This window comes from Marinomonas sp. 5E14-1 (genome assembly GCF_039939215.1).
Taxonomy (GTDB): domain Bacteria; phylum Pseudomonadota; class Gammaproteobacteria; order Pseudomonadales; family Marinomonadaceae; genus Marinomonas.
Genome location: NZ_JBDXMW010000022.1, coordinates 1 through 24,260, shown reverse-complemented (window position 1 = coordinate 24,260; position 24,260 = coordinate 1). Strand labels below are relative to the sequence as shown.

Annotated in this window: 24 protein-coding genes; 9 read left to right on the top strand and 15 right to left on the bottom strand. The window is 42.2% G+C overall.

Features of this window, described 5'->3' with window-relative positions; all coding sequences use genetic code 11:
* The 3 genes from ABFY09_RS14775 to uraH all read right to left on the bottom strand — a co-directional run.
* Window positions 1-974: cache domain-containing protein (locus tag ABFY09_RS14775; RefSeq protein ID WP_347985046.1), on the bottom strand; the 974-nt coding region annotated here is incomplete at its 3' end.
* Between the two features lie 270 nt (window positions 975-1,244).
* Window positions 1,245-2,399: an FAD-dependent urate hydroxylase HpxO gene (hpxO, locus tag ABFY09_RS14770; RefSeq protein ID WP_347985045.1), complete on the bottom strand. Its 1,155-nt coding sequence runs from the start codon at window positions 2,397-2,399 to the stop codon at window positions 1,245-1,247.
* Window positions 2,400-2,615: 216 nt separating this feature from the next.
* Window positions 2,616-2,972: a hydroxyisourate hydrolase gene (gene uraH, locus ABFY09_RS14765; protein WP_347985044.1), complete on the bottom strand. Its 357-nt coding sequence runs from the start codon at window positions 2,970-2,972 to the stop codon at window positions 2,616-2,618.
* 208 nt (window positions 2,973-3,180) lie between these two features.
* Here uraH and uraD point away from each other — a divergent pair, with 208 nt between their 5' ends.
* On the top strand, window positions 3,181-3,702 hold the full coding sequence (uraD, locus tag ABFY09_RS14760; RefSeq protein WP_347985043.1) for a 2-oxo-4-hydroxy-4-carboxy-5-ureidoimidazoline decarboxylase: 522 nt from the start codon (window positions 3,181-3,183) through the stop codon (window positions 3,700-3,702).
* A gap of 88 nt (window positions 3,703-3,790) precedes the next feature.
* Here the strand turns inward: uraD and ABFY09_RS14755 are convergent, their stop codons facing one another.
* The gene (locus ABFY09_RS14755; RefSeq protein WP_347985042.1) at window positions 3,791-4,393 is read right to left on the bottom strand and encodes a LysE family translocator; all 603 of its coding nucleotides are present in this window, start codon (window positions 4,391-4,393) and stop codon (window positions 3,791-3,793) included.
* Window positions 4,394-4,529: 136 nt separating this feature from the next.
* Between ABFY09_RS14755 and ABFY09_RS14750 the strand changes: the two genes are divergently transcribed.
* Both ABFY09_RS14750 and ABFY09_RS14745 read left to right on the top strand, forming a co-directional pair.
* Window positions 4,530-5,915 carry a PLP-dependent aminotransferase family protein gene (locus tag ABFY09_RS14750; RefSeq protein ID WP_347985041.1) on the top strand — a complete coding sequence of 462 codons (1,386 nt, stop codon included), beginning with the start codon at window positions 4,530-4,532 and terminating at the stop codon, window positions 5,913-5,915.
* Window positions 5,916-6,050: 135 nt separating this feature from the next.
* Window positions 6,051-6,260 carry a hypothetical protein gene (locus ABFY09_RS14745; RefSeq protein ID WP_347985040.1) on the top strand — a complete coding sequence of 70 codons (210 nt, stop codon included), beginning with the start codon at window positions 6,051-6,053 and terminating at the stop codon, window positions 6,258-6,260.
* A 53-nt stretch (window positions 6,261-6,313) separates the two neighbouring features.
* Here the strand turns inward: ABFY09_RS14745 and ABFY09_RS14740 are convergent, their stop codons facing one another.
* From ABFY09_RS14740 to ABFY09_RS14710, 7 genes are all read right to left on the bottom strand, one after another.
* Window positions 6,314-7,351, bottom strand: a complete 1,038-nt coding sequence (locus ABFY09_RS14740; RefSeq protein ID WP_347985039.1) for a 2-oxoglutarate and iron-dependent oxygenase domain-containing protein — start codon at window positions 7,349-7,351, stop codon at window positions 6,314-6,316.
* A gap of 86 nt (window positions 7,352-7,437) precedes the next feature.
* Window positions 7,438-7,914: a nucleoside deaminase gene (locus tag ABFY09_RS14735; RefSeq protein ID WP_347985038.1), complete on the bottom strand. Its 477-nt coding sequence runs from the start codon at window positions 7,912-7,914 to the stop codon at window positions 7,438-7,440.
* Between the two features lie 11 nt (window positions 7,915-7,925).
* Entirely contained in the window at window positions 7,926-8,717 is a 792-nt protein-coding gene (locus ABFY09_RS14730; protein WP_347985037.1) for an ABC transporter permease, read from the bottom strand.
* Window positions 8,695-9,504 (bottom strand): ABC transporter ATP-binding protein, encoded by an 810-nt coding sequence (locus tag ABFY09_RS14725; protein WP_347985036.1) that lies wholly within the window; start codon window positions 9,502-9,504, stop codon window positions 8,695-8,697. Before ABFY09_RS14725 ends, ABFY09_RS14730 begins: the two co-directional genes overlap by 23 nt.
* A 5-nt stretch (window positions 9,505-9,509) precedes the next feature.
* Window positions 9,510-10,505: an ABC transporter substrate-binding protein gene (locus ABFY09_RS14720; RefSeq protein WP_347985035.1), complete on the bottom strand. Its 996-nt coding sequence runs from the start codon at window positions 10,503-10,505 to the stop codon at window positions 9,510-9,512.
* 300 nt (window positions 10,506-10,805) lie between these two features.
* A complete protein-coding gene (locus tag ABFY09_RS14715) occupies window positions 10,806-11,357 on the bottom strand; it encodes a hypothetical protein (protein WP_347985034.1) in 552 nt (183 codons plus the stop codon).
* Window positions 11,358-11,575: 218 nt separating this feature from the next.
* On the bottom strand, window positions 11,576-12,049 hold the full coding sequence (locus ABFY09_RS14710; RefSeq protein WP_347985033.1) for a MarR family transcriptional regulator: 474 nt from the start codon (window positions 12,047-12,049) through the stop codon (window positions 11,576-11,578).
* Between the two features lie 54 nt (window positions 12,050-12,103).
* On the opposite strand from ABFY09_RS14710, the gene ABFY09_RS14705 reads away from it, so the two are divergent.
* Window positions 12,104-12,493: a hypothetical protein gene (locus tag ABFY09_RS14705; RefSeq protein ID WP_347985032.1), complete on the top strand. Its 390-nt coding sequence runs from the start codon at window positions 12,104-12,106 to the stop codon at window positions 12,491-12,493.
* Between the two features lie 96 nt (window positions 12,494-12,589).
* On the opposite strand, the gene ABFY09_RS14700 is transcribed toward ABFY09_RS14705, so the two are convergent.
* The 3 genes from ABFY09_RS14700 to ABFY09_RS14690 form a co-directional block, all read right to left on the bottom strand.
* Window positions 12,590-13,972: an MATE family efflux transporter gene (locus ABFY09_RS14700; RefSeq protein ID WP_347985031.1), complete on the bottom strand. Its 1,383-nt coding sequence runs from the start codon at window positions 13,970-13,972 to the stop codon at window positions 12,590-12,592.
* Window positions 13,973-13,997: 25 nt separating this feature from the next.
* Window positions 13,998-14,849: an AraC family transcriptional regulator gene (locus tag ABFY09_RS14695; RefSeq protein WP_347985030.1), complete on the bottom strand. Its 852-nt coding sequence runs from the start codon at window positions 14,847-14,849 to the stop codon at window positions 13,998-14,000.
* Window positions 14,850-15,067: 218 nt separating this feature from the next.
* Window positions 15,068-15,964, bottom strand: coding sequence for a LysR family transcriptional regulator (locus ABFY09_RS14690; RefSeq protein WP_347985029.1), 897 nt, complete (start codon window positions 15,962-15,964; stop codon window positions 15,068-15,070).
* A gap of 93 nt (window positions 15,965-16,057) precedes the next feature.
* Here ABFY09_RS14690 and ABFY09_RS14685 point away from each other — a divergent pair, with 93 nt between their 5' ends.
* The 5 genes from ABFY09_RS14685 (at window position 16,058) to xdhC (ending at window position 22,627) form a co-directional block, all read left to right on the top strand.
* Window positions 16,058-16,345, top strand: coding sequence for a DUF1330 domain-containing protein (locus ABFY09_RS14685; protein WP_347985028.1), 288 nt, complete (start codon window positions 16,058-16,060; stop codon window positions 16,343-16,345).
* Window positions 16,346-16,512: 167 nt separating this feature from the next.
* The gene (locus ABFY09_RS14680) at window positions 16,513-17,736 is read left to right on the top strand and encodes an MFS transporter (protein ID WP_347985027.1); all 1,224 of its coding nucleotides are present in this window, start codon (window positions 16,513-16,515) and stop codon (window positions 17,734-17,736) included.
* A gap of 93 nt (window positions 17,737-17,829) precedes the next feature.
* Window positions 17,830-19,359: a xanthine dehydrogenase small subunit gene (gene xdhA / locus ABFY09_RS14675; RefSeq protein WP_347985026.1), complete on the top strand. Its 1,530-nt coding sequence runs from the start codon at window positions 17,830-17,832 to the stop codon at window positions 19,357-19,359.
* Window positions 19,352-21,742 (top strand): xanthine dehydrogenase molybdopterin binding subunit, encoded by a 2,391-nt coding sequence (gene xdhB, locus ABFY09_RS14670; protein ID WP_347985025.1) that lies wholly within the window; start codon window positions 19,352-19,354, stop codon window positions 21,740-21,742. The genes xdhA and xdhB overlap by 8 nt, the downstream gene beginning before the upstream one ends.
* A gap of 12 nt (window positions 21,743-21,754) precedes the next feature.
* Entirely contained in the window at window positions 21,755-22,627 is an 873-nt protein-coding gene (xdhC, locus tag ABFY09_RS14665) for a xanthine dehydrogenase accessory protein XdhC (protein ID WP_347985024.1), read from the top strand.
* 248 nt (window positions 22,628-22,875) lie between these two features.
* Here xdhC and ABFY09_RS14660 read toward each other — a convergent pair whose 3' ends face one another.
* Complete coding sequence (locus tag ABFY09_RS14660; protein WP_347985023.1) at window positions 22,876-23,838, bottom strand: integron integrase; 963 nt, start codon at window positions 23,836-23,838, stop codon at window positions 22,876-22,878.
* Window positions 23,839-24,260 lie beyond the last annotated feature (422 nt).

Sequence of the window (24,260 nt, the reverse complement as noted above, 5' to 3'; positions counted from 1 at the left end):
GTATTTAGTGTTAAATCACCATTGGCAACACGTTTAACAAGCTCTTCGATTTCTTTTGGTTCGCCGCCTATCGGTTTGTACATCAGTTTAACAACTGTTAAGTAGATGATAACGAGAGAGATCAAAATTAAAATAATAGAGAAAATAAGCCCTTGAGCAAGATTTGAGTTTGAAGCAGCATTGATATGACTTGTTGTATCCCACGACCAAACAGTCCAACCCAAAGAGGCCACTTTTGCACTGCTTACTAGGTAATCTTCACCTTTATAACGGTATGTGTGTTGGCTAGTTTCTTTATCAAAATGTTCTTTAAAAGACGGAAAAATATCAAATATGTTTTTACCAATACTATCTGTATCGGGGGACGCCATAATGAAACCGTCAGATCGACTAACAATTAATTGGCCAGTTTCGGATAAACTAGCTGCAAAACTAGTGATGCTATTAACTGGTAGATTTAAGTTTAGTGTCGACACTATTTCGTTATCACGTAAAATAGGAACTGCTAGGGCCATAACGTATTTTCCATCTGCAGCATTATATGGCGTTGTTATGATTCTTTTTTCACCAGCAAAAATCCTTAAGAACCACTCTCTGGCTTTGTCTTTCGCGTTAAAGTTAGGTAGTTCTCCTGTTTTTTCTATGTAAGTTTTACCATTAGCAAGACCTGCATATACAGATAGAACTCCAAGAGATTCTTTGATTTCTTGGAATTTAATATTTGTTTTCTCTTCATCAATATAGTTGTTTTTACCTATTGGTAAGTCACTTCGTATGGACTCTAAGCTATCAAAGTAGCGTTGCATTCGTTGGTCTAGCGCGTTTGAAATTAAGAAAGATTCGAGTTTTAGTTTTTCAATTGAATCTTCCACTGAGCTGGATTTGAAGTTGAAATAACCTGTCATGGAGACGATTAAGATTGCAGATACAAATAAAGCGCCTATGTACCCAAGTAGTTTGCCTTTTGCCGTCATTATAATACTGTCCTTATCTAGGTTGCTTGAAGGGATAGTATTATCTTATAACGCTGTTTGTTCGTTAGGTAGTGTTTTATAGGTTAATTTAAGGGGGGTAGGGCCTATTTGCTAATGGGGCATGCATCATATAGCAAATAGACAGAAAAAAGCCGAGCAAAACGGGGACTTTTAGTAGGGGTAAATCATAAAATGGGAAAGGAATAATGCAAAAGGTGAATACAATTTGAGTATCCACCTTTTTCGTATTAGAAGGCATTTGGGCGCGTTTTAACCCAACGGACCATTGATGATAGTGTTACGTAAGCCCTCGATAATATTGTCACCTTTTTCTATTCTTAGTTCATCGTACCAAGCTTGAGTTTCTTCTGGGTTTTTGGCGTGAGTAACATCACATCGTTTACGAGCTTTTAAGACTAGGTCTTTCACTCGGAAGCGACGTTTCTCTTCATAGTTTTTAAGCGCTGCGACAATATCTTTTGTTTCTGCAAAGCATTCTCCCAATACAACAGAGTCTTCCATGGCTGAACAACCACCTTGGCCGATATCTGGTGTTGTGCTGTGGGCAGAATCACCAAGCAAAGCGATATTGCCTTTTACAAGAGTATCAAATGGCTCGATATCATGGATTTCTATACGATTAGTCTTGTCTGGATTGATGGCATCAATCAGTTTTTGTACGGGTTCTGCCCAATCTTGGAAATATCCTTTTAGGTCGGTTACGACGGTTGACCTGTCTTCTTCTAACCCTACAGGTAAGGGTACATCAAAGAAAAAGTAAAATTGTCCGCCAGCGATCGGCATGATGGAAACACGCTTACCTTCACCGACGAAGGTTGTCCATTGGTCTGCTGGAGCAATGTTTTCATCGATATCAACTAAACCATTCCAGTTCACATAACCTGCGTAACGGCGTTCAGTTTGATACCCCAATACATGTGTTCGAACAATGGAGTGAGTACCGTCTGCTGCAATCATGAAGTCACCTGTTGCAGTGCTTCCATCGGTGAAGTATGCGGTTACGCTTGTTTCAGTTTGCTCAACTTTGTCAATGCGCTTTCCAAATTGGATCTTATCGCGGCCCCACCAATCAATCATTTGACTTTGCAATTCGGCTCTTGAAACAGGGCAAGGACGTTCGCCAACTGCTTCAACTAATGGGCTAAGGCTGAATTGAGTCATGACTTCGCCACTTAAACCATCATGGTAAGCCATATTATGCATCGGACCACCAAGCTCATCCATAATATGACCCATGCCTAGATGGTTCATACACTTCACACCGTTAGACCAAATAGAAAGAGCTGCACCAACAGGTTTGATTTCTTTTACGGCTTCAAAAATTTCGCAATCAATGTCCTGTTGTTTTAATGCCGCTGCTGCGGTCATGCCGCCGATGCCTGCGCCAATGATTAATGCTTTCATGTCATTTCCTCTGTGTCTATTTGCAATCTAAAACGTAAAAAGCGCACTGTGAAACAAAAGTTACCATAAAATAGAAGGTGAAACATTTGTTTTATTGACCTTTTTGGAATGAAAATCCTTTATCCAAAGATAAGCTAGGTAAGCGACAGTTTTCCGTTTTCAATGTCTCTTATGAACTTTTTTAGTGCTTTGTTTGTTTTTGGTGCATGATAAGCGTTAGCTACCTCGATAAGTGCTGTACGAATAAGGTGAGACCAATAAAGGGATGTGGTAATGAGTTGCTTCATCTGAGATGCCGAAGCGAATGACAACGTTATTTAAGAAGTTCGGTTCTTTCAGTTCAATGCCTTGCTTGGCGAAGTATTCATCAATCGCGAACTCTAATTCATAAACTCCAGTGGTAAAGTTGTCATCTGCTAGTAGAGGTGTATCGCATCGGCCGTCACTATTTGAGACTGTGTTGTGGATGAGAGTACGTTGACCGTCAGTATTGTGCTTGAACAAATGTATTTCAACATTAGCAGCAGCTATACCTTTTGTGGTGTCGAGAATATGTGTTGTTAAGTAGCCCATAATATTTCCTTAGCTAAGTTATGTCATAAAAAGAGTTTGCCTGTCTTTTGCAGACACTTTCTGTGTATTATTTTTTGATATTAACAAACAATGAAAGTATTGTTTCATGATAATCAATATGTGTGCCATTTGTTTTATCTAGTTTTTAGTGATCGATGGCAATGAAAGGGCGATTGCCTCGTATTTTGTTAGGTGTTGGAGAGCGATTATGCAAAACGAACAAGTCTTGTTTGATTCATTAGACGAAGCGGACTTTGTTTCTTTATTTGGAAGTGTGTATGAGCACTCTCCTTGGGTTGCTGAACAAGTGTGGCGACAAAAAGCCGAACATCCGAAAGACAATTTCGATGACATCGAGAAAGTTCAAGTAGCAATGAAAGAGGTGGTAGACCAAAGCACAGACGAGCAGAAGCTGATGTTGCTTCGTGCGCACCCTGATCTTGCTGGTAAAGCAGCATTGAGTGGCACTTTAACCAATGAATCTAAAGCAGAACAAGCGGGCGCGGGTTTAGATCAATGCTCAGAAGAAGAGCTGGCGCATTTTTTACAGCTCAATGATGCTTATCGAAGTAAGTTTGGCTTCCCTTTTATTATGGCGGTAAAGGGCGCAACGAAAGGGCAAATTTTATCTGGATTTGAAGAAAGAACGCCAAACGACTTAGAGACAGAGTTTAATCGAGCCATTAATGAAGTGCATAAAATTGCAGGCTTTAGGTTGGCGGATATTTAAACACTTCATTGCGTCTATAGATCGTCATATCAAATATTGAGATAAACTAAGGTCTCTTTTCATTAAGAGAGACCTTTACTCTTTCTTATCAAAGAAAAATCATCGGCAACGTCGTGAGCAACAATAACCCCATCAACCAATTAAAGTTACGATGAAAGATCGGATTTTGCAGTTTTTTTGAAACCAGTTTACCGATTGTAATCCACATAAAAGTACCGGGTAATGTCATGGTGTTAAAGGCAATCAAGCATATCAACGCAGAAGGCCAGAAAAGGTCGCCCGTTAGTGTAAAGACAGAACTCGCTGTGACCAGCATTGACCAAGATTTTGGATTAATCGCTTGAAAAAGCGTGGCCTCCTTGATGCTCATTGGTTGTAAATTACTTTTCGGATCATGAGGTTTGGACAAAGCAATTTTGGCCGACATATAGACAATGTAGCTCGCTGCAATAAAGGTGAATAGGTCATGTAAGGCTGGCCAATATTTGAATATTTGGCCTAAGCCTAACAAAATTGCAATATGGAGTACTGTCATACCAATGCGAATGCCTAGTACGTGAGGTAAGGTTTTCCTAATACCAAAATGAGCTCCAGAATTAGCCAATAAAATATTGTTCGGACCTGGTGTTAGCGTGGCGACAAGGCAGAACAAAGCAAGAGCTGGCAAAATCTCTAATAGAGCAGGGTTCATTCAAATACTCCAAATACGTTAATAAATGGTTCAAGGTTTTGTTAATTGTATCAATACAATTAATTAGATATTGTATGTATAAAGATTCTCACACAACTTGAATGTGGGCAATTTATTTATTGTTATGGGTACAATTATGAAGATAAGTAAAAGTGACTTTGATCAAACTTGCGTGTCTCAACCAAAGTACAAGGCGTTGGCGTTATTAATTGAGCAAGCTATTTTGGCTGGAGACTTACCCGATCAGCAAAAACTTCCGGCGCAACGATGGCTTGCAGACAAGTTTGTGATCACCCATGGGACGGTTACGAGAGCGTACGACTTACTAGAAAAAAAAGGGTTGGTGATTGCCAGGTTGGGTGCAGGAACCTATGTAAACTTTCCACTTTCAGAGGCATTCGCCGACAATAGCATTAAAGAGTACGATTTTGCGTCCAGTATGCAGCCGATGTACGGACAGCAAACCTTGGTGAAAAACGCATTAAATGAATTAGCTGAAGACCCAAACGCGGTTCAAAATATCATGACGTATGCGGCTCAAGGTGTGCAAAAACACAAGACGATATTTGCGACTTGGTTGTTATCGAAAGGTATTCATATCGAAGCTGACGATATGGTATTTACCCAAGGTGCGCAGCAAGGTATCTACACTAGTTTACAAATACTGGCTCAGGCAGACGACTACATTTTGCATGAGTCTATGGCATATCCGGGCTTCTTTCGAGCCGTTGACGCTTGCCGTGTAAATCCTTTGTCTGTTCCTATCACGTCAACAGGTTTGGATTTGGATGCATTAGAAAGCTTATGCAAAGAGTACAAACCAAAAGCCTTGTACATTACGCCGAATATGCAGAACCCGACTAACGTACAGTACACTTCTGAATCCTTGGCCAAAATCCTTGCTCTAAGTCGTCAATATGGTTTTTACATTATCGAAGACGATGTGAACTATTGTTTACCAGAAAGCTGGCGAGCGCCCTTACAACAACAAGCCGCAGATCGCGTATTTTATGTGTCGAGTCTGTCTAAATACGTAGCGGGCGGTTTGAGAGTGGCGTACACCTTAGTGCCAAAACAATGGCAACAGGCGTTTAACCTTAACCTTCACAGTCAATGTTGGATGGTGTCCACCATGAATGTTGAAATAGCCACACGCTTTATTATGAAGGCGGATTTTCAAGAGAACCAAACTTTGTTGGCCAATGAAATGCGTTATCGGCAAGCAGCGTATCAAAAGCTGGCAGAGAAACATGGATTAGAAATAAGGCGTGGCGGTTTAAATGTTTGGGTGCTTTTACCGAACAGAATCAACATGAATCAATTTAATGGCTTTTGTGCTGCTCGAAACATTAAGATCAGAACGGCGGATTTATTCTGTCACCCATCTTCTATTCAACAGGCTAAAAACGGGCTTCGAGTGGCGTTAGGTGGTTTGAGTACTCGATCTGAATTTGATGAAGGCTTGGTAATGTTTGAAAAAGCGTTCATTGAATTCAACCAACAACAAGACATTGTGATTTAAATGACCAGGTAGAAGTGTTTAAAGCGTTTCATTCTGATTCACACAAAATGGCTCTTCCTAGTGATCTTTGTCTTTCTCGCTTTGTTTCTATATGTATAATAATCGTTCTTATTTATGATGACGGTTGGAGTATTTATGGAACTTGATGTCTATTTAATTTGTGGGCGTGGTGAAAAGGGTGACAAGTTTCAGCTTGGCCAAGTATTTAATAAAGAAGGTCACTATTATAGAGACGAATATGATCCAACGACTCAATACAGCAGTATGGATGAGTTACAAGAAGCATTAGCTAAAATGGTAAATGTAGATAAAGTGTCGTTAAAACTAAATAGAATCAATCTCTGATTTGTTTTAACGCGATAAAAAAGGACTCTTAAATAGAGTCCTTTTTTATGGAATCAACTCGATTTTTGGGCTGTTTCTTTATCAGCAAAGTTGGCATGAATACGTTGATTTAAGAAATCCGCTGCACTGATGGGGTCATAATGTTTTTCTGGGCCTTGGATGATTTGTTTTTTATTTGCTTGGCAGAAGAAGGCGATAGAATGGCGGCTGCCACAATATTCACCGACTCTTGGTAGGCGAACTCTATGTAAGTTAGAAATAAGTCTGTCATCGCTCCAGCGCATAAGCATGTCACCGATATTACACGTAATGACGTTCGGTAACGGCGGAATATTCGTCCAGCGTTTTGTTTCTGCTTCGACGCCAGGACACACCTGTAAACCACCATGACCTTCATTCTGGAAAAGTAGTGTTAAGCAGTCGAAGTCCGTATGAGCACCAGCCCGCCAAATATTGCCTTGTTCTGTTACGCCTTTTGTAGGGAAGTAGTGCAATAAACGTAAGGTACTTTGGTAATCTTCTTGGTTTGGATCGTGAGCCTTGATGAAAAAGTCACGATCAAAACCGAGCTTGTCAGCAAAGCACGAGAGAACCTTCATTCCCACTTCCCAGCACTGTTTTTCAAAACGCAAACTATTGGCTTGGAAATCTGGCAATTCTTCTTCGTTAGGCCATAAATTGTCCATGTGGTATTGGGTAATTTGATAAGATTCTTTTTCGTCTTTTGTACCTGTTGAGGGGCGAATTTGGCTGCGACTTTCCCAACCTGCATTCACCCCTTTGGGTCTTGGATATTGGGCCTTTATTGCCTCTGGTAGGTTGAAAAAACGATCGGATTCCGCGAAAGCGGCTGCAATGTCTTTGCTGGAAATACCATGATTAGAAAGCTGGAAGAAACCAATCTCTGTAGCGGCGAGCCAAAGTTGCTCGGTGATTTCTGCTCGACGGTTTTCAAAGTCGCTCATGTCGATGACACGAACCTCACGGTCGTCTGCATCTTCACCTGCGTCGCCAAAAGAGGCTTCTCTTTGTAGCTCTGTAAGCTGAGTTTCTGTTGATTGGTTTTTTGTTAAACGAGTAGTATTTGTCATTGCTCCCTCCATTTATGAAGTTTGATGGAGCAATGACCTGGCAATGCCTGACTGCTTCTACTCCGATACGTTTTAATGATAAGGCTTTACCAAAAGTCTTTGTGTAACTCCGCTGCTTCTTCTTCAAGATAAGGGCCGATGACTTCGACTTTCCGTTGGCCTGAGTCAAATACCGCACGACAGGGTAAATCCAGAGTTGGGTTTTCTGGATGGTTCCCAGTGATTTCTTTAAGGCTTGCTTCGCTAAGTCCGTAAACTAAACGTCCTAGTCCGGCCCAATAAGCTGAACCTGCACACATGGCACAAGGTTCTGCTGAAATGTACATGGTACAGTTAGCCAGAAAGTCTGGTCGATAGGCTTTGCTGGCGCGCGTCATTAGCTTGCGTTCAGCGTGTCCTGTCATATCTAAATCAGGTAAATAACCATTCACTTGTGACATAAGAACATTCTCTTGATCGTCCACCAAAATAGCAGCGAAAGGGTGAATGCCTTGTTGTTTAGCTTCGTCCGCCAGAGCAAAGCTCTGACGGAGAAATTTTGCGTCTTTTTCATTTAAACTCATGATATTGCCTGTTACTTTTTCTTAGGTAGGCTCCAAGGGAAGAACCATATTTGAATCCATTGAACCGATTTGAATAAAAGCAAACTGATAACAGATAAGAAGATTAAGCCAGCGAAAGCTTGTGGAATCTTAAAGAAAGAGGTTGAGAATTGGATGAAATACCCCAAACCTTCTTCAGCTGCTACGAACTCGGCTACGACTGCACCAATAATTGCCAAAGTAATGGAGACACGTAAACCACTGAAAATGTGCGGAATCGCATACGGAATACGAATTTGCCATGTTTCACGATAACGTGGAGCGCGTAGAGATTGGCTTAACTCAACCATTTCTGGTGGTGTTTCGAGCATCCCTGTTGTCGTGGAAACCACCAATGGAAAGAAGGTGATTAAGCAAGTGATCAAAACTCGAGAAGGATCGTCAGTACCAAGCAACACAATAATCAAAGGTGCAACTGCAACCACAGGCGTTGATTGGATCACAATCAAAGCAGGGTATAGGATTCGGTTCATCAACTCAGAGCGCATCATGCCAATCGATAACGGCAAAGCAATGGCGATAGATAAAGCAAAGCCCATTAATGCCACACGAAGCGTTGCCCAAAGGTGCGTCATCCAACGGGAAAATTCCACATTGAAAAAAGCCGTCACAATGGCAGAAGGGGAAGGCAAAATGTAATTAGGTACTTTGCCAACCACGCAGATGATTTCCCATAGGATAACCAAGCCGATAAAAAACAAGGCAGGAGCAAAACGATTTACCTGATATTTTAACCAAGACTTAAGCGGGAGTGTTTGGTTCATAAATATATCCTCGGATTAAATCAGTTAATTCAGCAAAACGTGTTGAGTTAATGGTTTGCTGTGAGCGCGGACGGGGTAAATCAACCTCAACCAAATCCAGAACGGTGCCAGGGCGTTTGCTCATTACTAAGATGCGATCGGAAAGTAGCACAGCTTCGCTGATTGAATGTGTGATAAATAACACAGTCTTTGGCTGTTTCTTCCAGATGTCGAGTAAATCAAAACCAATTTGTTCTCGAGTTAATGCGTCCAGTGCGGAGAACGGTTCATCCATGAGCAATATGTCAGGGTTCAATAGCAAAGCGCGAACGATACCAACACGCTGTTGCATACCGCCTGATAATTCGTCTGGCATTTTGTCTGAGAATTGCGTTAAACCTGCCATAGCAAGGAGCTCATTAGCTCTTCTTTCGTCCGAAGCGCTATAGCTGCCATATTTATGTTTGAGTGGGAAAAGGACATTTTTGCGTACTGTTAGCCAAGGCAGAAGGTTCGCTTTTTGAAACACAATGCCCACGTCATCACGAGGTTCAGTAACAGGACGATTGAAAACCGACACTTCTCCATGAGAAGGGATTAACAAGCCTGCAACCATACGTAATAGAGTGGATTTACCACAACCAGAAGGCCCAACCACAGAAACAAATTCATGTCTGTGAATATCAAGATCAATATTTTTTACAGCCATTGTCGCATCAGGACGTGGGTCATATTTATGACCCACGTCTTTCATGCTGACATAAGCTGCACCTGTTGAGCTTTCGCTCTCAAGAGGCTTATTGTCCATCTGAATTACTCCGGAGTGAAGGCTGTGTTTAGAGTAGTTTGAGGGTCTAATGAAGTCTTAGATAGACCATTTGCTTCAGCAACGTATTCCCATGTTTGCTGGATGCGCGTTGGATCGAACTTGCCCACGCCGTCTTTTTCGGTTACGTCGTTATAAACCAAGTTAGTGATGCTTTTCAGCTGAGCGGCAACAATGTCAGCATCCACTTCTGGCACCATTTTGTGAAGGTCGACACCGGCTTTTTCTGGGTACTTGTAAGAAAATTCGATTGATTTAGCGAATGCTTTAATGAAGCGTTTTGCCACATCAGGGCGCTCTTCTAAAAATTTCTCAGAGGCTAATAGAGATGAACTGTAAAGTGATAGACCAGAATTTGACCAAGGCATTTCGATGATTTCTTTGCCTGCACCAGCGGCTTGAGATTCAAACAGAGCTGTGTTTGTTACCCATGCGATGATGGCGTCTGCGTTGCCTGTGATCATCATTGGAGACAATGCACCTGGATCAGATTTCACAAGTTGAATGTCATCTTCAGTCAAACCATTTTGTTTTAATACCAAAGGTAAGAAAGCATTAGAAGAAGTGAAAGGCGATGTGGCTACTTTTTTCCCTTTTAAATCTGTAATGGAGCTGATGCCGCTGTCTTTTAATGCGAAAAATGCGTGAGGAGCTTGAGTAAAATAAGGAAGAACCGCCACAACAGGTACATTGTCCTGTGCTCTTGCAGCCATTAACGCGCCAATGTCTGAGCTGCCTATGTCAGACTGGCCTGTTGCCATTTTTGTTAATGCATCGGTAGAACCACGACCGCTGGCAATTTTTACTTCCAAATCTTCATCGGCAAAAAAGCCTTGTTGGATACCGACATAAACAGGAGCTTTGTCGCCACCAGGTAACCAATCTAATTGAAATGTCACTTTATCTGCAGCCATGGCAGAAGCGCTTGCAACTAAGCTTGCTAATAAAGAAAGACGAAGAGTGGTTTTCATTACTGCTTTCATAAAAAGTCTCCAACAGAGTGAGGGGGTTTAGAATCTTTTGTTTCATCTTTGTTTTAATTAGCAACATTTGTTCCAGTTCTTGTTAGTCTAATAAAAACAATGGTTTATTGTTTTTAATGTAATCTTATAGTGCTTTTTTATCTGGTTTTGAACTATTTTGGTGCAATTTGAATTGGCGATATTAAACAAAAAGTGCATAAAAATGAGGCGAGCATTTTATGGTGGAAATAAAAAAAGGAGTCGTCTGACTCCTTCTTAATTTAGCCCTCTCGCTGTAAGCTCAGGTTTGATGTGTGATTCTTAAACTGGATCATCATCGTAAGTGCGCGTACGCCATGTTTGATAAGCGGACTTATCATCGCTGCAAGCTTCTAATGTGAGGGTTTTAAGTTGATGTGGAGACTTACCTCTTAAGCCAAATCGTGTTTCTTCGCCTGCCGTTAAACATAAGTTAGGTGCAGAAGTTGGGCTGATTTTACCTGAGTCTGAAAAAGAGATAGATTGCAATTTCCCTGCATTACATTTTTTAAGACCTAGTGTCGCACCTATGTTTAAGCTTGATAAAGTCGCACAAACTTCATAGTTAGGCATATAAAGGGTGTTTTCTGAAAAACGAGTAGACTCAAAAATCTGATCTTTCCCCAATTCTCCACGATAGCTGTAACAGGTGTGAGTATGCAGCCCTTTTGTAATATCTATATTTTGATTACCGCCGACTATGTCAAAACAGTAACCATTTAAAACGCCATTAAGTTGATCAACTAATGTAATTTCAACCTTTTCAGCGAAAGCGTGCGACACCTGAAATATAAGAAGAAAGAATATACTCGTTAGAAAGGTGAGCTTTTTCATAATAAATCCTTTGGTATGAGGTGAAAGTAAATATAGAGAATGACGCTCTGGTTTTATAGGCCTTAAAATAAGAATTTACCTCCTTTTACTTAATAATTACTGCCTTTGTAGCGAGTCAGGCTCTTCTTTCGTGAATACGTCATTCGGGTAAGGAATTCGAATAGACAGACAGTTATAGTGATTAATAATAAACAGGTATATCACAATGAATTCAAATGCTAAGACTCGATAAGTTCCATCATCAACGCCTGTATTTGATTTAAGCTTTCAATGGTTGTGTTGATTGATTCTTCGCTTAACTGTTTAGAAAGACGGCTGTCTACTTCTGCCAATAGCTGTCTAGCTTCTGACATGAGCAATTCTCCTGTTTCTGTAAAGAGGATTTCTTTCTGTTTCCCAGTGCCATCAACTTGCTCTAAATAGCCCGCAAGACAAAGTCCTTTTACCGTTTTTGCCACCATCTGACGTGATACGCCAAGATTTCTGGCAATTTCCGATCCATAGTTAATTCCGCATTCGAGTGTGCTCAAAAAATTCAAAGCCGCTGGAGTCGCAAACGCATAGCCTTTATTTTTCAAATAGTTAGATAAATACAATGCAATCGAATCATTCACCTGCGATGCCCCTAAAACTAATTGAAGGGCTTGGCTCTCGACCATGGTTGGTTTTTCTTTTGTTAACTTGGTTGACAATATTAATGCCTCTATCTATTCTTATGTCAACTAAGTATACATGAGAGGTTAAATATGATCACTTTAAAAAACGTTATGAGAGCAAATGCAGCAAGTTGTATTGTGTTTGGTTTGATCTTCTTATTCATTCCGTCCGCTGTGGCGGTGTTTTTAGGAGGGGAAGCTCCAGCGCCAGACTGGGTGTTTTCATTGTTAGGTGCCGTTTTATTGTTTAATGGACTGCATTTAATTTGGGTATCAACGAATTCAATGCCGAATAAATTATGGATTTTATATTTTTCATTTGGCGATTTCTTATGGGTCATCGCAACGATTCTTTTACTGGTTCTAGGTGTTTGGATCACTGAAGGAGTGGGGATTTTAGCGTCCATTGTTGTGGCCGCTGTGGTTGGGGCGTTTGGTTTGTTACAGATGTTCAAACGAAAAGCGATGGGTAATTGCTAAGCTTTTTGTTTTTTTGAGCTTTTATTTTTAAGAATGGCGCTCTAATTTGATCTAGAGCGCCATTTTCAATATATCCTGCCAAATTTATGAATCGGTTTATTTATCCAAATGAAAGAAAAGTCCGAACGGATTGCCTTCTTTTTTCCGTCTCTGATAGAGAACGATAAAAGCTAAGACTAAACCTAGAATTTCCGAACTCGGGCCAGCGAGCCAAACGCCTAATTCTTCGATCTGCATAGGCAAAATAAAGATAAGAGGTAACGTAAAGACATACAGCTTTGCCAACCTTAAAATAGCCGCCCGTTTGGCATCTCCCATGGCTTGGAACACAACGCCAATCATCATTGTTGGCCCCATCAAAAATAATGTCATGGTCATAAGAGGAAGAATACGGCTTACCTCAGCACTCACATGGTGGTTTTCAACAAAAACAAAGCCTAGCTTTTCCCTAAAGACAAAGAAAATCAGCTGACACATTGCACAGTAAAGTAAGCTTATTGTTATCGCGATCTTTATTGCGCTGTTTGAGCGCAACCATTCTTGTGCGCCAATGTTGTTCCCTAAAATAGTTTGGAACGCCATGCTTAAGCCCAGTAAAGGCAGAAAGATAAAAGTCGTTAAGCGCGTAATAATGCCATAGGCCGCGACAGTGGTATCGTAATGGTTTGCTCCCCAAATTTGCAGATTGTATAAGATGCAGGCAGAAACTAGAGCAATGCCGATGTAAGTTAAGCTTGTTGGTGCGCCTAGGGCTAAAAATTCCAACCATCGCGTACTGCGAGAGGTAATGTGTATCGCCGAAATATTGAGTGCATTTTCTTTATAGCGACGGAAAATAACGATAGCGAGTAAAGATAAGGCTTGAGCCAATAAAGTACCGTACACGGAACCCGCCACACCCAACTCCAGCTGAGCAATAAAAATATAATTAAATAGGCCATTTAGTAACACAGACAGCAGTGGAACCACCGCCATAAACGCCATTTTTCCTTCACAACGTAAACAGTCACTGTTAACTGTGAGTATAAAAAGTAGAGGAGAAAACAAAATGAGAGGCGATAAATAGGCATAGCTCATTGCTGAAAGGCTTTCTGAACCGTTATTAACGAATAGAACGAGAGTCTTTCCACCGATGAAAAACAGACCAATCAAAAACAAACACACAATCAAAGACAGAGTAATGGCTTGAGAAAAAGCGTCTTTTGCTTCTACTCTTTTACCAGCACCTAATAACCTTGCCATGACACTAGAAAATCCTGTGGATACCAAGCTAGATAAGGCAACCAACATCATAAATGCAGGAAATACAGAGGTTACAGACGTTAATGCATCGGTACCGACATATTCACCAAGAAAGTAAGCGTCAACCAATGAAAAGGAACCGTTTACCAGCATCATAAAAATGATGGGCGTGGCGGTCTTTAAAAACACCGACATTAATGAGCCAGTGAGAAAAAGATTGCGAGAAGGCGTTGTCATTTTAGTTTTTCCAGATTGAATGAAATTATTTTATTGGTAAGTAAATATCAGAGAGTAATTCGTGTTCATCTACGTCATAGATGGTATTGATATAATGAAAAAATAAAGGGAAATCTCGACATTCAGCATTATTTTGAACCAGCCATGTGGAATACAAATAATGAATGCCATGTCTAATATTTTTAAAACTGCCTGAGTGACGAAAGACGGCACATCGTCCAGCAGGGATGGTTTTGGTTATGATTCCATGGTCATTTTCAGGCACGTCTCCCTTAATCGAACTACAAAAGTCGAAACGAAAATCATCGGGATTCGCTTTTTTAGGATCAGCATACACCAGCCCGAAACTTAGGGTTGTATTGGCTGGGAACCGTTTGCTCTCATTACGCCAGTTCATAAATTTCTGAGAGGTTTCATACATTAACTCAGGGGATCCATGATGCTCTAAAACGGCGACTTTGGTTTCTGCAAAATCCACTATTCTTACTTCTGGCTGCTCAGCCTTTTTGATCGATAATGATTCAGACCTTTCGTGCCATTCAATCCACTGAGGCGCATTTCTAAACGTGGAGGGAGTTTGGCCAAATTCACGCTTAAAAGCTCGTGAAAAAGCTTCAGCACTGTCAAAGCCCGCTTCGTAGGCAATATCAATTATCTTCATTTTGTTTTTTAGCATGAGGCGAAAAGAAGCGCGTCGAAGGCGAGAGATTTGTATAAACTTTATAAGACTAGAGCCTGTGTGTGCCGTGAAAATACGATGAAAGTGGTATTTAGAAAAGCCAGAAACTTGGCTTAATTTATCCAAAGACAACTCGTCATCAAGGTTTTGATTAATGTAATCACATACTCGTGAAATGTTTTGATCGTAGTTGCTCATTTAGCCGATTTGCCTATCTTGTTTAAACACTATGTTTCCTATATTGGCAGAAGACATAGGAGAAAACTTGATTGAAATTGCTTTTGTTAAATCGCCTCACAAAAGGGTGGTATCAAATGTTTTTTTACTTTGCTTAGAGACGCTTTAGCGTATATTTAAGTGACGGTCTATAGTGGTATTTTTAATGAGCAGCCCAGCTCAAAAGGTGAATTTAAATCTTATTTTCTCTGGTAAAAAAAGTGGCGGAATAACTCGTAGAAACGAGTGATGTGTATAGGCTTTTCTCCCTTATATTGGTGTAGAAAATAAAACGACCATGCTTTGCCTTTTATTGTTGGTAGTACTTGGATGAGTTGTTTGCTTGCAAGATAAGGCTGCACTAAAAATTCAGGGTAGAAGGCTATTCCCATGTCATTTAGAGTCATTTCTAATACCGTCTGTAATGTATTTACTTTTGCGCAATGATGGGCGCAAATCGAGTGTTTATTTTGCTGCTCATCGAATAACTCTAGAACGTCATGTTGCCAAGGAGTGGCGATAAAGTTGTGTTGAGCTAATGCATTTATATTGGCTGGTTGTCCTTGTTTTTGAATATAGCGAGGGGAAGCACAAAGTACTTCGGATACCTCGCCTATGGGCAAAGCGCGATAGTTTGTGTCTTTGATGTTGCCACCAAAAATAGCCGCATCCAAATTGTTTTCAATCAAATCTTGCCAATGCCCAGTGACAATAAGTTCAGGGGCAATCTTAGGAAATTCCAAACTCAATTGCCTTAAAGCAGGAACCACAATATCTTTTTCAAAAAAGGGCGGAACTGAGACTTTAAAATGGCCACTAGGTTGTTCTTTGGCGCTATCAAGCTCGGTCAGCGTAAAATTGAGTTGTTCACTCAGCAGTTCACTTCTTGCGAGCAAGGTTTCACCTACCGCGGTTAAAACCACTCCGCGCGTGTTTCTGACTAAGAGTTGTTGGTCTGTTGCTTCTTCCAATCGCTTAATTTGCTGGCTTATGGCCGACTTGCTCAAACCTAACTGCTTGGCGGCCGCAGTAAAAGAGCGTTTTTTTGCCACTTCAACAAAAATTAAAAGTAAAGGCGCTAATTTGACGCTGTTCATATTATTAAACAATCCGTTAATTTTTTGATTATTGTTTAGTTTCTTTTACGGCACTATTCTATGTCAACTTACTTACTGAAAGAGGAAATGAAAATGACCAGTTTAGTTCTTGTGGATTTCACACCGATTAATAAAGAAAAAATGGAGGCGTATCGTGCTCAAGCAGTAGAGACACTTAAGCCTTTCGGCGGCCATTTTATTGCGAAAGGTGCATTCGATATATTGCATGGCGAGGCGGCCCATCCGGCAAAAGTTATTATCCAATTCCCAGACAAACAAAGTGCGCAAGATTGGTATAACAGTGATGCCTATCAAGCCATTATTCCATTGCGAGATGAAGGCATGAATAGTCAGTTTCACTGTATTGAGCTATTGACTTAGTGACCCTAGGTCGACTCATCATAAAGGCTGAAAATGTTTGTATTATCAGCCTTTTGTAATCGGCCTTTTTTAATAGAACGGATAATTCTATTAGAAAATGAAAAGTAGGTTAGTGCTATGATGGTGTGATTAATATAATAACGACCTGTTAATGAGCTTCCCTATTTATGCAATACCTTAAAAAGTTGTCATCTGTCTTTGATATTTCAGCGTTAAAACAAGCTCAGTACCGTCATTATTTTTTCGCTTCCCTGTTCTCTACGTTAGCCGTGTGGATGGGGCGTTTTATGTTTGGCTGGTTGGTCTGGGAAATCACAGAATCGTTTTTCTGGGTCGGGATTGTCAGTTTTGTCTTATTGATTCCTACTTTATTTGTGACACCTTTTTTCGGTGTCGTATCAGATAGAGTGGATTTGCGTAATGGCCTGTTAGTTTGGCTTTCTATGCAGTCCTTTTTAGCTTTTATTACATTTGCTCTTTATCTGTTTATTTCCCCTTCTGTATTTAGCTTATTGGTCATTGCCTTTGTATTTGGGTGTGTGGCGTCTGCGGGGTCTCCGTTAAGATTGTCACTGATTCCTAGGCTAGTGGATAAGGAAACATTGCCTAATGCCGTCGGGTTAGGTGCCATTCTCTTTAATTTGTCGCGGGTGGTTGCTCCTGCTATTGCTGCTGCATTATTGACTCTCATTAAGCCTGAATACATCTTTCTCATCAGCGCGATTTTCTTTTTATGCGCCGTGCTTTTTAATGTCCGTTTAAAATCCATGCTTCCCACGCCGCCAGAGACAAAACAAAGTAAATTTAAGGATTTCATAAAAGGCTTTAGCTTTGCCTACCAATCTAAATTCATTCTTTTAATGTTAATGATGACCTTAATTAATAGCCAAGTAGGGCGTGCGTTAATTGAGCTTTTACCCGCCTTGTCTGGGACGTTTACAAAAGGGCAGCCCCATGATTTGGCCGTTCTTACCGCTTGTTCCGGTGCCGGCTCTATTTTTGGTGCTTTCTTTATCTCAAAGCAAAAGGGAGAAATAGCACGCTTAGTTTCTTTCATCATGATGGCGATGCTGGGTACCGCGGGAAGTCTGTTGGCTATTTTATTGCTTCCCTCGGCCAAGCTTTTAGGTGTCTTTATTTTTCTACTGAGCTTATTAATGACCGTCATTGGCGCAGGCTCCCAAATTCTAATCCAGCTATCCACACCAGATTCTATTCGAGGTCGAGTGATGAGCCTTTGGATCATGCTTGCTCTTGGTGGCCCAGCGATTGGGGCGTTTCTCATGGGAGCCGTCGCCGAGTTTATAGGGTTTAATCTCATGCTGGTCATTATGCTGACGCTAGCATGTGTTGGTGGGGCTTGGATAAGGCTGAAAAGAAAAGTAACTTAAAAGATAGAAGTGTATTTTTTAGACGTAAACTAAAGTTTGTACGATTGGTCAAGTTTTTGCATAATCTACTCAAAGAACATTGAGGAGAGTGTTTTGAAGTTTGTACTGAATGATGAGCTAATAGAAGATAATACCTTGCCTAGCGACTTTTCTGCGCTACGTTATTTACGAGAAAAGCGCGGTTTAACCGGCACCAAAGAAGGGTGTGGCTCGGGTGACTGTGGCGCATGTACGCTTCTAGTTGGTGCATTGGAAGAAGGCGAGTTGAAATATTCCACGTTTAATTCCTGCATTACGCCTGTGCAATCGCTGGACGGAAAACATGTAGTTTCGGTGGAATATCTTTCTGATGCGGATAAATTGCACCCAGCTCAACAAGCCATGGTGGAACATCACGGTTCCCAATGTGGTTTTTGCACACCGGGCATTATTCTCTCCCTCGCCAGCCTTTATGAAAACAGCCAAGCCTCTGATAAAACCATAGACCGCGAATCTGTCTGCGATGCTATTTCTGGTAACTTATGCCGCTGTACTGGCTACCGCCCGATCATTGATGCTGGCCTTGCTATGCAAAAATCGTCAGTTGAAGAGCTAACACCTTGGTCAAACCTTGCGGACAATACAGAGTCTATCAAAGCCAAACTCGCCAGCTTGCAAGCCGAAGCGAAAGCCGCCAACAATTACTTTCAGCCTCAAACATTGGTCGAATTCTTAACGATCAAAGCGGATCATAAAGGCGCTACTTTGGTTGCAGGCGGAACCGATTTGATGCTGGAAAACACCCAGCGTTTCCATGACTTTGGTGTGCTGGTTGATGTCTCTCAAATCAATGAATTGACCAAGATTGAAGACAATGGCACGCAATTGACCATTGGCGCGTCGGTTACTTACAGCGAATTAGAGCAGTTCAGTAAAACCCGTTATCCGCACCTTTATCATCTTCTTGAACGCATTGCTTCTCGCCAAATTCGTAATCGCGGAACCATCGGCGGCAACGTGGCGAACGCTTCCCCGATTGCCGATATGCCGCCCATTTTATTGGCATTTGATGCGGACATTCAGATCGTGAATTTGGATGGCAGTCAGCGCACCGTCAGCATTCATGACTTTTACCAAAGCTACAAGCAAACCGTATTAACAGAAGGCGAAGTGATCGCGTCTTTTACCATGGAATTAGCCAGATTAGCGGACTTCCATCGCTTTTATAAAGTGTCGAAACGCATGGAAGACGACATTTCTAGCGTCATGCTAGCAACTCGATTTAACGTGAACGATGGCCAAATCAGCGACCTCCGTTTGGCCTTTGGCGGCATGGCGGCCACACCGATTCGAGCGGAAAAAGCCGAAGCTGCTTTGCTCAATAGTGACGTAAATGACGAACAAGCTTTGTCGAATGCCTTGACGATTCTCAAAGACGAATTGACGCCACTCAGCGACATGCGTGCCAGCGCTCGTTACCGTTCTGACATGGCGTGTAATCTCGTGCGAAAAGCGTGGTTAGAATTGAATGGACATTCGATTCCGACTTTCTCTGGTCACCCAGTGTCAGACGCTTCCCCCGGTTATGAACTGACGTCCAACACCAGCCAAAGTGCTCAGCAAGGAGGAGCGTCTCATGCGTAAGCTTCCAAACGATTTAACCATACAAAAAGACAATGCCAAGGTCGCTGGGCAAACCTTTAACAACAAACTCAAACAACCGATTCATGAATCGGCGAAAAAGCACGTGACAGGCGAAGCCATCTACATTGATGACATGCCAGAATGGCCAAACGAATTACACGTGGCGACAGGCAAATCCACCGAAGCGCACGCCGATATTGTTAGCATTAACCTAGAAAAAGTACGTGCGTATCCGGGTGTGATCGACGTGATTGTGCAATCGGATATTCCCGGCGAAGTAGATGTGTCGCCTGTACTGAGTGGCGATTTACTTTTAGCGGGCGACTTCGTCCATTATATTGGTCAGCCTATTTTTGCGGTGGCCGCGACCAGTTTTCGTGCAGCGAAACAAGCGGTGGAATTGGCGGAAATAGAATACAAAACTCGCGAAGCCACCTTGCATCCGAAAGAATCTTTAGCGCGCCAAGAATTCGTTTTGCCAACACACACCATTACTTGTGGCGACGTGTCAGCGGCCATGGCGTCTGCGCCTCGTAAGATCAAATCTGACCTTTATATCAAAGGCCAAGAGCACTTTTATTTGGAAGGGCAAATCAGTGTCGCCACGCCAACCGAAGACAACGGTGTCGTGGTTTACGCCTCGTCTCAGCATCCAGCGGAAGTGCAAAAGCTGGTGGCAAAAGTACTTGGCGTGCCAGTAGGGCAAGTCTTGGTCGAAGTGCGCCGCATGGGCGGTGGATTTGGCGGTAAAGAATCTCAAGCGGCGGTATTAGGTTGTATGGCGGCGGTGTTGGCGATTCGTAATCGTCGCCCAGTAAAATACCGTATGCCGCGCCAAGACGACATGGTGCAAACAGGCAAACGCCACGACTTCTGGAACAGCTACGAAGTGGGCTTTTCAGAGGAAGGGGAAATTCTCAGCGCCGAATATGACATGGTGGGTAAATGTGGCTGTACGGCGGATTTATCAGATGGCGTTGTCGACCGCGCTATGTTTCATGCGGACAACGCTTACTTCTTACCCAATGCTCGAATCAGCGGTTATCGCGGTAAAACCCATACCGTATCGAACACGGCTTTCCGTGGCTTTGGTGGACCAAAAGGTGTGTTGCTCGCGGAAACTGTGGTGGAAGAAATCGCCTGTTCTGTAGGCAAAGACGCTTTGGATATTCGTAAACTCAACTGCTATCAAGACGGCAAAAGCAAAACCCCTTACGGCCAAGAAGTGGACGAAAATGTCTTACTGACGCTGATGGAAGAGCTAGAAGAAAGCTCGGGTTATCGTGCTCGTCGTAGTGCCATTCAAGCTTTCAACAAGCAAAGCCCATTTGTGAAAAAAGGCTTGGCGCTGACGCCAGTGAAATTTGGTATTTCCTTTACCTCAAAACACCTAAACCAAGGCGGCGCTTTGGTTCATATCTACACGGACGGCAGCGTTCACGTAAGCCATGGCGGAACGGAAATGGGCCAAGGTTTGTACACCAAAGTGGCGCAAATTGTCGCGAAAACCTTTGGTATTGATTATCAGCGTGTGAATGTTGGCTCGACTCGTACGGATAAAGTACCGAACGCGTCGCCAACGGCCGCGTCGGCTGGGACGGATTTGAACGGAATGGCGGCACTTGATGCAGCGCAAACTATCAAAGTCCGTTTGCAAGAATTCGCCATGGAACACTTCGGCATCGCAGCGGAGGAATTCGCCATTGAAGACGACACGGTTTTCCTTGCAAAAGAAACCATGAGCTTCCCAGAATTCGTGAAGTTGGCTTATATGAACCGCGTGTCGCTTTCATCTACTGGTTTCTATAAAACACCGAAAATTGGCTACGACAGAAAAGCCGCCAAAGGTCGTCCTTTCTTGTATTACGCCAATGGCGCAGCGGTCGCGGAAGTGGTTGTCGATACCTTTACGGGAGAATACAAGGTCACTCAAGTGGATATTCTTCATGATGTGGGCGCTTCCATTAACTCGGACATTGATATCGGCCAAATTGAAGGGGCGTTTGTGCAAGGCATGGGCTGGCTCACCTCGGAAGAATTAAGCTGGGATGAAAAAGGGCGCATTACCACCAACAGCCCAGCCAACTATAAGATTCCAACGTCCGCGGATGTGCCAGAGAAATTCAATGTGAAGCTGTTCGATCGCGCCAACAGTGAAGAGTCGGTTTACCGCTCCAAAGCCGTGGGCGAGCCACCGTTAATGCTGGGTATTTCCGTTTGGTGTGCTTTGAAAGACGCTTGTGCCGCCATGAGCGATCACACATTCTCGCCACCTTTGTCTGTTCCAGCCACGCCAGAAGCCGTGTTCTACAGCATGCAAGCGGCGAAAGAATTCAGTGCTGGCGCTGTATTAAATTCTGAGAAGAGTGTGAAAATCCTTTAGGGAGATCTGTTTATGATGTCATCAATGAGTTGGATTCAAGCCTTAGCTGAAGTGGAAAAAGCAGGGCAAGCGTGGGTGATTGCCACTGTCATCGGCACTCAAGGTTCAGCGCCGAGAGAATCGTCTAGCAAGATGATCATCACCACGGATCACACCTTCGACACCATAGGCGGCGGGCAGCTGGAATACGCTGTCTGCCAAAAAGCCCGAGGCATGTTGGAAGGCGAACACACAGGCGCATCTCACTTGTTGGAGCATTTCCCACTCGCTGCGAAAACCAACCAATGTTGTGGCGGTTCGGTCAGTGTATTGCTGGAATACTTCCCAGAACCCGCAACGAAAATCACCATATTCGGCATGGGACACGTGGCCTCTACCTTGGTGAATGTGTTGAGCAACATGCAAGCCAAAGTGTCTTGGATAGACAGCCGCGACAACCTCGCCCAAGATCAAGAAATCAAAGGTTTACCCGCTAACGTCACACCCTTTTTGTACGAATCTATGCTGGATCACGTAGAGAAAATGGGCGCAAACGAAATCGCCCTCATCATGACCCACGACCACGCACTGGATTACCAACTGACCGAAGCCTTACTGGATCGCAAAGACTGCCGATTCATCGGCCTCATCGGTTCTAAAACCAAAGCACTACGATTCCGTAAACGCCTCGCCAGCGCCTCATTCAGCCAAGCCGAAATTGACTCCGTTCACAGCCCAGTTGGTTTACCTGAAATCGAAGGCAAAAAGCCCTTCGAAATCGCCATCTCCATCTCCGCACAAATCATCCAACTTACACAACAAGGGCTACCAGAAACCAAAAAACGCAGCGGTTTAACATGGAAAGAAATCAATAGTGCGCTGAATGAAGATAAGATTGAGGTTTAGGTGTTTAGTCTCTTCCCCTTTTTCTCAAGGGGAAGATTAAGATGGGGTTGTGTCTTGATCCAGAGCAGCGAGGGAATTATTTGAAAATGACATTCCTCCTCGAAATGTCACCTTTCAAACGCCTCACATCGTAGGTCACGATGAGGGAGGAACGACCGTAATCTGGCATTGGAAACACCGTTTTCATTTTCTACAACATCTCTTTGTAGGTCGAACTTTAGTTCGACAAATTGCTTTATTTTTACACATCATAATAACTGGTCAATAGGACTGTCAGTGCCAGCAAAATGCTGCCCAATAACGTGAGTATAGATTTGAGTGGTAGAAACATCATTATGGCCAAGTAATTCTTGAACCGTTCTAATATCTCGGCCTGCCATTAATAAGTGGGTCGCGAAAGAATGACGGAATGTATGGCAATTTACCCTTTTCTCTAAAATATTTGCCGCATAGACTGCCTTTTTTAGTGCTTTTCGAGGAACCGTTTCATGTAAGTGATGACGGCATAATTCGCCAGTCAGTGGGTGAGGGCAAATGGACACCGATGGGAATAAAAACATCCAGCTAAATTGTCGAAAAGCATTAGGGTATTTTTTACCTAAAGCAAAAGGTAAAGAAGGACCATAACCTTTTGAATTGTCTTTTTGTTGGATTTTCAAAGCATAGTTCTTTTGGTTACTGATCGACTCCGCTAATTTTCGACTTAAAATAGTCGTTCTGTCTTTATTCCCTTTGCTGCATCGTACCGCCAAACTGCCTTGTTCCAAATTAATGTCTTGAATACGAATTCGTAAACATTCACTAATCCTCAGTCCTGATCCATACAATAATGAGAAAATTAAATGATCTCGTTCATTTAGATTGAAGAATATTTTTTGTATTTCAGGAGGAGACAAAACAATAGGTAGTCGCCTTCCTTGTTTTGCATGTTGAAAGCCTAAGTTACCCAATGGCTGATCGAGTAGTTTGTTATACAAAAAAGCGAGGGCATTTAATGCTACTTTTTGAGTATTAATCGCCACATTCTTTTCAACCGCAAGAAATGATAAAAAATCGCGTACTTCCTCTGGACCCATATTGGTTGGGTGTTTGAGCTGGTGATAACGAATGAAGTATTTAATCCAATACAGATAAGACTTTTCTGTTTTTAAGCTATAACCGCGTAAGCGAAGTTCGCTTCGAATAAAGTTGAGAAAAGGGCTTGAAGACATTGCACACTCCTTGTGGATAAAACTCTATATACTGTATAAATATACAGCTTATTTTTTTAATTTCTAGTTCTTTGCTCATGTTGTCTAAAAAATAAACATCATTTTGCGCGTTTATACTGGTAGATAAATAAAAAGTCTTTTAGTATCAATGGATAAGGATTTCCAACGCAGAGATAACGCGCTGGGGATAAAAGTGATAACGCGCACGCTCGTTTAGCTAGATTTCTATTTTGTGGATATATTTATAAACTAATTATAATTCAGTGTTTTATAGAGATATTTGAAGAGTTTTAAAAATGTGTAAACGCGCATGCGCACTATTAAAATGTTATGTTTTCAAGGAAGCTTTATGATTTATTCGACTACCGAGTCAATTCCTGGTAAAGAGATTGAAGAAATAGTAGGTATTGTTACTGGCAATG